The following is a 12111-nucleotide window of genomic DNA, read 5'->3' as shown; positions in this document are numbered from 1 at the left end:
TGCGGGCTCTCCTCAGGCGCTCACGGGTTCGCCGGCGCCGAGGGCGCGGACGTTGACCACGGCGGCGGGCAGCGCGTCGGCGCGCGTTTCCAGCCAGAAGCGATAGAGCAGGTTGGCGGCGCCGCGCGCGCGGTAGGCGGCGGTGGCGCGCATATCGGTCAGCGGCTGGTAGTCCTGGCCGAGTGCGGCCATGCCGGCGCGGGCGGTGGCTTCGTTCCACGGCTGGCCGACCAGGGCGGCTTCGGTGAGGGCGCCGCGCTTGGGCGTGGCGGCCATGCCGCCGAAGGCGACGCACGCCGCCGTGACGATGCCGCCCTCCACGGTGATGGCAAACGCGGCGCAGACGGCCGAGATGTCCTCGTCGAACCGCTTCGACAGCTTGTACGTCCGGAAATGCTGCGGGCCCCGGGAGCCCTTCGTCGGCACGCGCAGCCCGGCGACGAACTCGCCCTCGGCCATCGCCGTCTTCTGGTAGGCGAGGTAGAGGTCCTCGAGCGGCATGGTGCGGCGCGTCTCGCCGCGCTGGAGCACCACCTCCGTGCCGAGCGCGATCAGCGCCGGCATCGAGTCGCCGATCGGCGAGCCGTTGGCGATATTCCCGCCCAGCGTGCCGGCATTGCGGATCGGCAGCGAGGCAAAGCGCTTCCACATCTCGTCGAGTTCCGGGTGGGCGGCGGTCAGCGCCGCGTAGGCGCGCTCCAGCGTCACGGCGGCACCGATCTCGAGGAAGCCGTCGCGCTCGGCCACGGTGTTCAGGTCTTCCACCTGCCCCACGTAGAGCAGGTTGCCGAGTTCACGGAACTGCTTGGTTACCCAGAGACCCACGTCGGTGCTGCCGGCCAGGATGCGGATGCCGGGCTCGGCGGCCTTGATCGCCCCGAATTCGGCGGCGGTGCGCGGGGCGTAGAAATGCTGGCCGCGCACGCTGTAGTGGAAGGTCTCGCCGCGCTTGAGGTTGCGCAGCGTGTCGGCGATCTGCTTCGGATTGAGCTTGCTGGCGGCGGGCGCGGGCAGCGCCATCATGCGCTGGCCGGCGTCGATGATCGGCCGGTAGCCGGTGCAGCGGCACAGGTTGCCGGTCAGGGCGTCGCAGATCTCCTGGCGCGCCGGGGGCTCGCCGCCGGGCGTGTGCTGCTGGTACAGCGCCCACAGTGACATCACGAAGCCGGGCGTGCAGAACCCGCACTGGGAGCCGTGGCACTCCACCATGGCCTCCTGCACCGGGTGGAGCGTGCCGTCCGCCTGGCGCAGGTCTTCCACGGTGATCAGGGCCTTGCCGTCGAGCGTGGGCAGGAACTGGATGCAGGCGTTCACGGCCTTGAAGGCCACGTCGCCGCCATCCTGCAACTCGCCGATCACGACGGTGCAGGCACCGCAGTCACCTTCGGCGCAGCCTTCCTTGGTGCCGGTGCAGCGCACGTCCTCGCGCAGGTACTGCAGGACCGTGCGGGTCACCGAGGCGTCGGACACTTCCTGGACCTGGCCGCGGTGGAAAAAGCGGATGGTTTGCGTCTCCATGGTCTTCTCTCTTTCGGGGATGGCGGAAACATAGCACCGGCCACTTTCATGCAATATTCGGCCCAGGTGATATGCCCCATCAATGCGCGACCGCTGGCGCGGTCCGGCGCCGTCTTCCCCGCCTGGAACCCAGCGCGGGCGCGGCTTGCCGGCGGACTCCGGGTCTTCCCGTAGTGCGCCGGCATTTGACCGCCCGTGGGGTGCCTGACATACACTATGCGCCGTTCCCATCCCCCACGCCAGCCACGCCCGCCCCCGGGTGCCGCCGGTTCTCGCCATGCACGGACGCGACCATCTCGATACCTATTTGCTGCGGGTGCTGCACACCCTGCTCACCGAGCAGAGCGTGACCCGCACCGCCGTGCGCCTGGGCCAGTCGCAGCCAGCCATCAGCAACACGCTGAAGCGGCTGCGCGAGATCACCGGCGACGCCATTCTGGTGCGCGGCAAGAGCGGCATGGTGCCGACCGAGCGCGGCCGCGAGCTGCTGGCGCTGGCCGAGCAGAGCCTGGCGGCAATGGACCGCATCGCCCGGCCGCCGCAGCAATTCGACCCCGCCACCACCACGCGCACCTTCCACCTGGGCGCGCCCGATTATCTGGATGCCTTCTTCCTGCCGAATATCGTCGAGCGGGTGCGGCGGCTGGCGCCGGGGGCCAAGCTGTTCGTGCATCCGATGACGCAGGCGAGCGATTTCCTCGATGCGCTGGAGCAGGGCCATCTGGACATCGTGGTCGGCAACTGGCTGTCGCCGCCCGAGCACCTCCATATCTCGCCGCTGTTCGACGACGAAGTGGTCTGCATGCTCGGCGCCCAGCACCCGCTGGCCCGCAACGGGCTGACGCTGCGCCACTACCTGGAGATGCCGCACCTGGCCCCGGCGCCGTACGCGTCGATGCAGCGCAGCATGATCGACCAGGCGCTGGCCGAGCAGGGCTACAAGCGCAACATCCAGGTCACGCTGCCGTACTTCGGCCTGGTGCCCTACGTGCTGATGAAGACGGATATGGTGTTCACCACGGGCCGCCAGTTCGCCGCGCATTACGCGCAGTACCTGCCGATCCGGATGGTGGCGTCGCCGGTGCCGTTCCCGCGCATGCGGTTCTACCAGCTATGGCACGAGCGCTGCCACGCAGCGCCCGATGTGATGTGGATGCGGCGGATGATCGCCGAGGTGGCCGCCGACCTGCCGCAGCTGCCGCGGCTGGAGGCCACGGCAGTCTGAGCAATGGGTGGGTTTACTTCCCTTCGTAGCTCGGGAAGAACAACTGTTCGCCGTCCACCTTGTAGCTGGCGATGGTCTGCTGGCCTTCCTTCGATGTGACCCACTCCACGAACTTCATCGCGTCCGTGTAGTTCGTGCCCGGGTGCTTGGCCGGGTTCACGGCGATCACGCCGTACGGGTTGAACATCTTCGGATCGCCCTCGATGGCAATCGCCAGCCCGGTCTTGGCGCGATAGGCGCCATAGGTGGCGCGGTCGCTCAGGGTGTAGCCGGGCATCTGCGCCGCCATGGTCAGCACCTCGCCCATGCCCAGGCCGGCATTCACGTACCACGGCTGGCCCTTCGGCTCGATGCCGGCACGCTTCCAGTAGTCCTTTTCCATCACATCGGTGCCCGAGTTGTCACCGCGCGAGATGAACTTGCTGCCGCTGGCGGCCAGCTTCTTGAACCCGGCGATGACGTCCTTGCCGCCCTTGACGTGTGCCGGGTCGCCGGCCGGGCCGACGACGATGAAGTCGTTGTACATCACGTCGCGCCGGTTCACGCCGTAGCCGGCGGCCACGAATTCATCCTCCATCTTGCGGGCGTGCACCAGCAGCACGTCCACGTCGCCCATCTCGCCCATCTTCATCGCCTTGCCGGAGCCCACCGCGATGACCTTTACGTTGACGCCGGACTTCTGCTCGAACTTCGGCAGCAGGTATTTCAGCAGGCCGGAATTCTCGGTACTGGTGGTGGTGGCCATCTTGAGTTCGCCGGCCTGCGCAGCGGAAAGTGTCGACGCCAGCACAAGCACGGCGGCGACGTGGGTCGCGCGGGGGAGGGGGAAGCCAGTGCGGGACATCGATCGTTCCTTTATTATGTTTTCGAAAACACAATTGCCACGACGCTGATGCTTCGTGGAGAATGGGTGGACAAACATCGTGAAACACAGGGCACACGATTGTTATCCGGCCACATTGTTCCTGTAAATATGCAAGGTATTTCATATGACGTTCAGGTTTGACCTGTTCCCGGTCATTGCCGCCGATGACAATCCGCGTGCCAACGGCAAGGTGTTCCAGCTGCTGAAGGCGGTGCGCGAGACGGGGTCGCTGCACCGCGCCGCGCAGGAGATCGGCCTGTCGTACCGCCATGCCTGGGGCGTGATGCGCAACTGGGAAGATATGCTGGGCCGCAGCATGCTCGACATGGAGCGCGGGCGGGGCGCCTCGCTGACGCGCTTCGGGGAGCGGCTGCTGCGCGCCGAATCGCGGCTGCGGGAGACCATCGATCCCGCCGTGCAGAAGGCCATGGCCGATTTCCTGCTCGAACTCGACGACGCCGTGCAGCCGCAAACCGTGGTGCATTTCTCCGGCAGCCACGATCCGGCCATGGAAGTGCTGTCGACGGCACTAAGGGACGCGCCGAGCGCGCTCCAGCTCGACACCGTGTTCTGCGGCAGCGTGGAAGGGCTGATCTGCCTCCAGGAGCGCCAGTCGGAATTGGCCGGCTTCTATGTCTCGCCGATCCAGACCGCCGGGTCGGTCGCCCATGTGACGCTGCGCAAATGGCTGCGGCCCGCCACGGTGCGGCTGGTACGGCTGGCGTGGCGCGAGCAGGGGCTGATCGTGGCGCCCGAGGTGGCGCGCGAGATCCGCGACCTGCGCGACCTCGTTCGCACCGGTGCACGCTTTATCAACCGCCAGCGCAGTTCGGGCACGCGCATGCTGTTCGACCAGCTGCTGGCCGCGCAGGGGCTCTATCCGGACCAGATCACCGGCTACGAAGACCTCGAATTCAGCAATGACAAGGTGGCCGAGGCCGTGCAGGCCGGCCGCGCGCAGGTGGGTTTCGGTCTGCGGATGAACGCCGAGCAGCACGGGCTGGGCTTCGTGCCGCTCACGCGCGAGGCGTACTACCTGGCCCTGCGCAAGAACGATGCGACCGCGCCGTGGATGGGCGCGCTGCTGGCGCTGCTGGCCGATCCGGCCTTCGCGCGCCGCATCGAGGCGCTGCCCGGCTACACGGCTGCCGAGCCGGCCGGCATCCTCACCCCGCAGGAAGCGCTGCCCTGGTTCGGCGCGGACGGCAAGGAGGGCGCCTGAGCGGGGCCATCGCCCCAATCCGCCAACCCGCGTCGGCTCCCATCCTCCACCCGTATTACACTCCTCCCCAATTACCCACGAGGAGTCCCGCCCCATGCTGGAAACCGCCGCGCTGGCTGCAGGCATGTCCTGGGCCAGCGGCCTGCGTCTCTACCTGGCCGTGCTGGCGGCCGGGGTACTGGCGCGCCTGGGCTGGCTGGACCTGCCCACGGGGCTCCAGGTGCTGTCGTCGTGGTGGGTCATCGGCGTGGCCGGCGTGCTGGCCCTGGCCGAGTTCATCGCCGACAAGGTACCCGGCTTCGATACCGCCTGGGACGGCATCCAGACCTTCATCCGCATTCCCGCCGGCGCGATCCTGGCCGCCGCGGCGTTCGGCGAACTCGATCCCCAGTGGATGGTGGCCGCCGGGCTCGTGGGCGGCACGCTGGCCGGGGCGGCGCATGCCACCAAGGCTGGCACGCGGGCGCTGATCAATGTCTCGCCGGAGCCGTTCTCGAACTGGGCGGCCTCGTTCACCGAGGACGTCGGCACCATAAGCGGCCTGCTGCTGGCATTTTTCCTGCCCGTGGTGTTCCTGATCCTGCTGGGCGTGTTCCTGATCCTGGCGATCTGGCTGATCCCGAAACTCTGGCGCGGCGTGCGACGCCTGCACGCCAGCCTGCGCGGCCCGCGCTGACTCCCTCTCTGCCTCCTTAGCGATTTTCCGATGCCGACCGACTCCCCCGCCGTGCCCGCCGCTCACCGTTTCTCCGCCTGGCACCATGCGCTGCGCATGGCCCGGCGCGACTGGCTGGCCGGCGAGCTGACGCTGCTGCTGTTCGCGCTGGTGCTGGCCGTGGCCGCGCTGACCAGCGTCGGCTTCCTCGCGGATCGCATGCGGCTGGGCTTGGAGCGCGACGCGCGCCAGATGATCGGCGCCGATGTGCTGCTGGTATCCGACCAGCCCTTCGACCCCGCATTTGCCGAGCGGGCCCGGCGCGACGGCCTGCGCGTGGCGCAGACGGTAACGTTCCCCAGCATGGCCACCGCCCGCATCAACGGTGCACCCACGAACGGGGAGGCACCGAGCCAGCTTGGCGCCCTGAAGGCGGTGACCGATGGCTATCCGCTGCGCGGACGGCTCAAGGTGCTGCCGCCCGATGGCGGTCCGGAGCAGGAGGCCGAAGGCATCCCCGCGCCGGGCACGGTCTGGGCGGATCAGGCGCTGCTGGACGGCCTCGGCTTGCGCCTGGGCGATAGCGTCCAACTCGGCAGCAAGACCTTCCGCATCGAGCGCGTGATCACGCAGGAGCTGGACCGTGGCGCGGGCTTCATGAACTTCGCGCCGCGCGTGATGCTGCCGCTGTCCGATCTCGACGCCACCAAGCTGATCGGCTGGGGCAGCCGCGTGACCTACCGGCTGCTCGTGGCCGGCCCGGACGCCGGCGCCGCCGCCTACCAGCGCTGGGCGACCGACGAGATCGAGCGGCGCCACCTGCGCAACACGCGCGTGGAATCGCTTGATTCCGGCCAGCCGCAGATGCGCGCCACGCTGGATCGTGCCGAGCGCTTCCTGTCGCTGGTGGCGGTGCTGTCTTCGATGATCGCGGCGGTGGCCATCGCCATGTCTGCGCGCCGATACATGCAGCGTCATACCGATGCGTGTGCTGTATACAAATGCCTGGGTCTGTCGCGCGGGCAGCTGCTGGCCGCGTTCGGCATCGAATTCCTCCTGCTTGGCGCCGGAGGCGCGCTCGTTGGCGTGGCGCTCGGCTACCTCGCGCATTACGGGCTGCTGCTGTCGCTGGGTGGATTGCTGCGCGTGTCTCTGCCGCAGCCCTCGGTCATCCCGGCGCTGACCGGCGTGGCGGCGGGGCTGGTGCTGCTGGTGGGCTTCGCGCTGCCGCCGCTGCTGGCGCTGACGCGCGTGGCGCCGCTGCGCGTGCTTCGGCGCGACATCGGCCTGCCGCCGATCTCGGCCTGGGTGGCCTACGCGCTGGGGCTGGGCGCCTTCGTGGCGTTGTTGATGGTGGCCGCGCGCGACCTGAAGCTCGGCCTGACCACGGCAGGCGGGTTTGTCGGCGCGGGGGTGGCCTTCGCGGTGCTGGCCCTTGGGCTGCTGCTGGCGCTCTCGCGCGGCATGCGCGGCCGGGCGCGCGGCAGTGTGGGGTGGCGCTTCGCGCTGGCCGTGCTCGAACGCCGGCGCGGCGTGACCGTGCTCCAGACCGTGGCACTGGCCGTGGGGCTGATGGCGCTGCTGCTGCTCGGCATGACGCGCAACGATCTGGTCGATTCCTGGCGCAACGCCACGCCGGCCGACGCGCCCAATCGCTTCATCATCAATATCCAGCCCGACCAGCGCGACCCGCTGCGCGCGATGCTGGCCACCAATGGCATCCGCGACCTGCTCTACCCGATGGTGCGCGGCCGGCTGACGCATATCGACGATCGCCCGATCCAGGCCAGCACCTACCCGGACGGCCGGGCGCGCAATCTGGTCGAACGCGAATTCAACCTCTCGTATACAGACAAGCTGCCCGAGGGCAACGAGGTGATTGCCGGGCGCTGGACCGGCGACGCGGGCGGGGCATCGGTGGAGGAGGGCATCGCCAAGACGCTCCATATCAAGCTGGGCGATACGCTGCGCTTCGACGTGGCCGGCCAGAGCGTGGAGGCGCCGGTCACCTCGCTGCGCAAGCTCGACTGGGGCTCGATGCGCGTGAACTTCTTCGTGATCCTGCCCACGGACAAGATGCAGGGCCTGCCCGAGACCTACATCACCGCCTTCCACCTGCCGCCGGCCAAGGCGGCGCTCGGCAACCGGCTCACGGCCAGCTTCCCGAACATCACCGTGGTCAACACGGATTTGATCCTGCGGCAGATCCAGGCCGTGCTCGATCAGGTGATCGCCGCCGTGGAGTTCCTGTTCGTCTTCACGCTGCTGGCTGGGGTGACGGTGCTGTATGCGGCGCTTTCCGGTGCGCGCGACGAGCGCAAGCGCGATGCCGGCCTGCTCAAGGCCCTCGGCGCGACGGCCGCCACGGTGCGCCAGACGCAATACGCCGAATTCCTGGTCGTGGGCGGGCTGGCGGGGCTGCTGGCCAGCTTCGGCGCCATCGTGGTGGGCTGGGCGCTATCCCAGTTCGTGTTCGACTTCCCCTACCGCTTCAACCTGTGGATCGTACCGGTGGGGGTGGTTTCTGGCATGCTGTGCGCTTTTGCTGGCGGCTACCTGGGCCTGCGCGAGGTGCTGCGGCAGCCTGCGCTGGCCACGCTGCGCGATGTGCAGTGACCGCCGAGCCGCGAATTCTCTCGAATTGACATGATTACCGAACCTTCCGAACCCACCGACGCCACGACCCAGGAGGTGACCGCCTACGAACTGGTCGGCGGCGAGGCCCGCGTGCGCGAGCTGGTGGACCGCTTCTATGACCTGATGGACCTGGAGCCCGAGTTCAAGCAGCTCCGCTCCATCCATCCGCCGTCACTCGATGGCTCCCGCGACAAGCTGTTCTGGTTCCTGTGTGGCTGGCTGGGCGGCCCGAACCACTTTATCGAGCGCTTTGGCCACCCGCGCCTGCGCGCGCGCCACATGCCGTTCGAGATCGGCACGACGGAGCGCGACCAGTGGATGCGTGCCATGGCGCTGGCGATGCAGGACATCGGCCTGCCCGAAGACCTGCAGATGCGGCTGATGCAGGCGTTCTTCCAGACCGCCGACTGGATGCGTAATGTGCAGCGATAGGCGCATTTTGGGCGCGCGGGATGTACTGGACTTCTGGTTCGGCACGCCCGACGCGGCCATCTGGAATACGTCGCGGCGCGAATGGTTCACCAAGCGCGACGCCTTCGACGCCACCGTCCGCGACACCTTCCTGCCGACCTGGCAGGCCGCACATGAGGGCGCGCCGGACGACTGGTCCGCCACGCCCGAAGGCACCTGCGCCCGCCTGATCCTGCTCGACCAGTTCCCGCGCAACATGTTCCGGGGCGATCCGCGCAGCTTCGCCACGGACGCGCAGGCCCAGGCGCTGGCCCGCCGGATGCTCGCCCAGGGCTGGGACCGCGAACTGCCCACGCCGTGGCATCGCATGTTCTGCTACCTGCCGTTCGAGCACGCCGAGTCGCCCGAGGCGCAGGACATCGCCGTGCGCGAATACACCGCGCTGCGCGAAGACACCGCCGGCGAGGTCGATGGCGTGGAATGGGCCATCAAGCATCAGGAAATCATCGCGCGCTTCGGCCGATTTCCGCATCGCAATGCCGTACTGGGCCGCGCCAGCACGGACGACGAACTGGCGTTCCTGAAGCAGCCCGGTTCCTCGTTTTGAGGGGTGCCGGCCCGCCAGTGGCGTTTTCGCCGCTTGGCGGGTCGGCCGCCCGACCCGATTGCTTATAATCCCAATCCTGCCGATTCGAGAGTCCGCCCGACCCCATGGAAGCCAAACCGCAAGCCGGCCCGCGCCGAACCCGAGACCGCATCCTCGACGTCTCGCTGCGCCTGTTCAATGAGCTTGGCGAGCCCAACGTCACCACCACGACGATCGCGGAAGCCATGGAGATCAGCCCCGGCAATCTCTACTACCACTTCCGCAACAAGGACGACATCATCAACTCCATCTTCGTGCGCTTCGAGCAGGAGATGGAGCGCCGCCTGAAGATGCCGGAGGACCACAAGGCCACGCTGGGCGAAAGCTGGGGCTACCTCCAGTACATGTCCGAGTTCCTGTGGAACTACCGCTTCCTGTACCGCGACATCAACGACCTGCTGGCGCGCAACCGGATGCTGGAAACCAACTTCAAGCGCATCGTGGAGCAGAAGAAGCGCTTCGCGCTGGAGATCTGCCGCCAGTTCCAGGAAGACGGCGACATGGAAGCCACGCCGGAGCAGGTGGACGCGATTTGTACCAATATTGTTGTGATTGCCACGTACTGGCTGTCGTTCCAGTTCGTGCAGCATCCGCGCCAGTACAACGATCCCGATCAGATCCGGGGCTACCTGCACGGCTCGAGCTATCACATCTTCTCGATCCTGGCCCCGTACCTGCGCGGCAAGGCGCGCGAGGCATTCGATCAACTGGCGCGCGAATATGCCGTCACCAAGGCGGAGGCCGAGGCCGCCGCTGCCGCGAAGAAGGAAAGACAGTGAAATCGGTTTGTGTCTATTGCGGGTCCAGCCCCGGCTTCCGTCCGGAATACGCCGAGGCGGCCCGTGCGCTGGGCGCCACCATGGTTGAACAGGGGCTGGCGCTGGTCTACGGCGGCGGCAAGGTCGGGCTGATGGGGATCGTGGCGGACAGCGTGCTGGCGCACGGCGGCACGGCCATCGGCGTGATTCCCGATGCGTTGATGCAGAAGGAAGTCGGCCATCGCGGCCTGACCGAACTGCACGTGGTGCGTAACATGCACGAGCGCAAGCAGATGATGGCGGACCGCTCGGACGCGTTCATCGCCATGCCGGGCGGCGTCGGCACGTTCGAAGAGCTGTTTGAAACGTTCACCTGGGCCCAGCTCGGCTACCACGACAAGCCCGTGGGCCTGCTGAACGTGGCCGGCTTCTACGACGGCATGCTGGCTTTCCTGAACCACGCCGTGGGCGAAGGGTTCCTGAAGCAGGTGCACGCCGACATGCTGCACGTGTCCGATACGCCCAACACGCTGCTCGGCAAGCTGGTCGCCGCCCCGCGCGTACGCGTGGACAAGTGGATCGAGAAGCGCGAAGAGACCTGACCCGTCGGGACTGGCGCCCGCCAGTCCCGACTCGCCCTGATTAGCGGCTAACTAACCCAGCCAGCCGCCGATCCACCGCACCACGTGCGGCCCGCCGATGGCGATCCAGGTGCCGCCGCACAGCACGAGCGCCAGCATGACCGCCGCGCTGCCAAAGTCCTTGGCGCGCTTCGACAGGCTGTGCCGCTCGAGCGAAATCCGGTCCACGGCGGCCTCCACGCTGGAATTCAGCAATTCCACGATCAGCACCAGCAGCAGCGTCCCCAGCAGCAATATCCGTTCGACCGCCGAGATCGGCAGCAGGAACGCGCATGGCGTGAAAATCACCACCAGCGTCAGTTCCTGCCGGAACGCGCTCTCTTCGAGCACCGCGTAGCGCAGGCCGGACAGCGAGTTGATCGCCGCGTGCCAGGCGCGGCGGATACCGCGATTGCCTTTGTGGGGGTTGTTCTCGACCGAGTACTCAGTCTCCGGAGCGGACGGCAGCGGGGGATGCGGTTTTGGCATGATCGTGCGCAGCGGTGGGAGCCGTGGTGTCTTGGGGGGCTGCCGACGCTGGCAACGGCCGCAGGTGAGCGAGGAACTGCTCGGACGCCGCGCGCCACGAGAACTTCTCGGCGTGGGCGCGAGCGGTGACGCGGTCGATGCGCAGCGCCTCGAGGCAGGCTTCGCGCAAATCCTCGTGCATCACGCCGGCCGGGCTGTCGCCCAGCACATCGATCGGCCCGGTAACCGGGTACGCCGCCACGGGCAGGCCGCTCGCCAGCGCTTCCAGCAGCACCAACCCGAAGGTATCGGTGCGGCTCGGGAACACGAAGACATCGGCAGAAGCATACACCTTGGCCAGATCGGGCTGCTCGAGCACGCCGAGATAGCTGGCGGACGGATAGCGCGCCTTCAGGCCGGCCAGCGCCGGGCCATCGCCCACCACCCATTTCGAGCCGGGCAAGTCGAGTTGGAGGAAGGCCTCGACGTTCTTCTCCACGGCCACGCGGCCCACGTAGAGGAAGATCGGGTGGGCGGTGTTGAGCACGTTGGCGCGCTCGGCGGTGAAGACGTCGAGGTCCACGCCGCGCGTCCACAGCACGCCGTGGGTGATGCCGTACTGGTGCAGGTCGTGCAGCACCACCGGCGTGGGCGCCATCACAGCACGCGCTGGACCATGGAACCAGCGCAGGAAGCGGTAGGTCCAGGCCAGCGGAACGCCGAAGCGGGCCTGCACGTACTCCGGGAAGCGCGTGTGGTAGGCCGTGGTGAACGGCAGGCCGTGGCGCATGGCGTAGCGGCGCGCGGCCAGGCCGAGCGGGCCTTCGGTGGCGATGTGCAGGGCCTCCGGGCGGAAGGCGTCGATGCGGGCGCGTACCTTGGCCGTCGGCAGCAGCGACAGGCGGATTTCCGGGTACGTCGGGCATGGCACGGTGCGGAATTCCAGCGGCGTCAGCAGGTCCACCGTGTGGCCCATCGCCTCCAGTTCGCGGCGCGTGGACTTGAGCGTGCGCACCACGCCGTTGACCTGGGGCTCCCAGGCATCCGTGACAATCATGACTCGCATCGAATCTCCTTGCGGCAGTG

The 12111-nt window shown here is 67.9% G+C and carries 12 protein-coding genes; 8 read left to right on the top strand and 4 right to left on the bottom strand.

Translation table 11 applies throughout. From position 1 onward, the window contains the following. Window positions 1-12 precede the first annotated feature (12 nt). Complete coding sequence (gene xdhA, locus AB4Z27_RS02460; protein ID WP_441643850.1) at window positions 13-1518, bottom strand: xanthine dehydrogenase small subunit; 1506 nt, start codon at window positions 1516-1518, stop codon at window positions 13-15. A 277-nt stretch (window positions 1519-1795) separates the two neighbouring features. Between xdhA and AB4Z27_RS02455 the strand changes: the two genes are divergently transcribed. Then, window positions 1796-2743 carry a LysR substrate-binding domain-containing protein gene (locus tag AB4Z27_RS02455; RefSeq protein ID WP_092292331.1) on the top strand — a complete coding sequence of 316 codons (948 nt, stop codon included), beginning with the start codon at window positions 1796-1798 and terminating at the stop codon, window positions 2741-2743. A 13-nt stretch (window positions 2744-2756) separates the two neighbouring features. Here AB4Z27_RS02455 and AB4Z27_RS02450 read toward each other — a convergent pair whose 3' ends face one another. Next, window positions 2757-3587: an extracellular solute-binding protein gene (locus AB4Z27_RS02450; RefSeq protein ID WP_441591953.1), complete on the bottom strand. Its 831-nt coding sequence runs from the start codon at window positions 3585-3587 to the stop codon at window positions 2757-2759. A 145-nt stretch (window positions 3588-3732) separates the two neighbouring features. Here AB4Z27_RS02450 and AB4Z27_RS02445 point away from each other — a divergent pair, with 145 nt between their 5' ends. The 7 genes from AB4Z27_RS02445 to AB4Z27_RS02415 all read left to right on the top strand — a co-directional run bounded on the left by AB4Z27_RS02445 (window position 3733) and on the right by AB4Z27_RS02415 (window position 10539). After that, entirely contained in the window at window positions 3733-4830 is a 1098-nt protein-coding gene (locus AB4Z27_RS02445; RefSeq protein ID WP_441643849.1) for a substrate-binding domain-containing protein, read from the top strand. Between the two features lie 94 nt (window positions 4831-4924). After that, the gene (locus AB4Z27_RS02440; protein WP_092292335.1) at window positions 4925-5506 is read left to right on the top strand and encodes a DUF4126 domain-containing protein; all 582 of its coding nucleotides are present in this window, start codon (window positions 4925-4927) and stop codon (window positions 5504-5506) included. Window positions 5507-5536: 30 nt separating this feature from the next. Then, complete coding sequence (locus tag AB4Z27_RS02435) at window positions 5537-8101, top strand: ABC transporter permease (RefSeq protein ID WP_092292337.1); 2565 nt, start codon at window positions 5537-5539, stop codon at window positions 8099-8101. Between the two features lie 30 nt (window positions 8102-8131). Then, complete coding sequence (locus tag AB4Z27_RS02430; RefSeq protein WP_092292339.1) at window positions 8132-8554, top strand: group II truncated hemoglobin; 423 nt, start codon at window positions 8132-8134, stop codon at window positions 8552-8554. Next, the gene (locus AB4Z27_RS02425; RefSeq protein WP_092292341.1) at window positions 8541-9140 is read left to right on the top strand and encodes a DUF924 family protein; all 600 of its coding nucleotides are present in this window, start codon (window positions 8541-8543) and stop codon (window positions 9138-9140) included. Before AB4Z27_RS02430 ends, AB4Z27_RS02425 begins: the two co-directional genes overlap by 14 nt. A 104-nt stretch (window positions 9141-9244) precedes the next feature. Beyond that, window positions 9245-9958: a TetR/AcrR family transcriptional regulator gene (locus AB4Z27_RS02420; protein ID WP_092292343.1), complete on the top strand. Its 714-nt coding sequence runs from the start codon at window positions 9245-9247 to the stop codon at window positions 9956-9958. After that, entirely contained in the window at window positions 9955-10539 is a 585-nt protein-coding gene (locus AB4Z27_RS02415; protein ID WP_092292345.1) for a TIGR00730 family Rossman fold protein, read from the top strand. Before AB4Z27_RS02420 ends, AB4Z27_RS02415 begins: the two co-directional genes overlap by 4 nt. A 51-nt stretch (window positions 10540-10590) precedes the next feature. On the opposite strand, the gene AB4Z27_RS02410 is transcribed toward AB4Z27_RS02415, so the two are convergent. Further along, the gene (locus AB4Z27_RS02410) at window positions 10591-11046 is read right to left on the bottom strand and encodes a diacylglycerol kinase (RefSeq protein WP_092292347.1); all 456 of its coding nucleotides are present in this window, start codon (window positions 11044-11046) and stop codon (window positions 10591-10593) included. Then, on the bottom strand, window positions 11003-12091 hold the full coding sequence (locus AB4Z27_RS02405; protein WP_092292349.1) for a glycosyltransferase family 4 protein: 1089 nt from the start codon (window positions 12089-12091) through the stop codon (window positions 11003-11005). Before AB4Z27_RS02405 ends, AB4Z27_RS02410 begins: the two co-directional genes overlap by 44 nt. Window positions 12092-12111: the final 20 nt, after the last annotated feature.

The sequence above is a fragment of the Cupriavidus sp. KB_39 genome (genome assembly GCF_052114485.1).
Taxonomy (GTDB): Bacteria; Pseudomonadota; Gammaproteobacteria; order Burkholderiales; family Burkholderiaceae; genus Cupriavidus.
The sequence above is the reverse complement of the archived record's forward strand: the minus strand, read 5'-3'. Positions and strand labels throughout refer to the sequence as shown.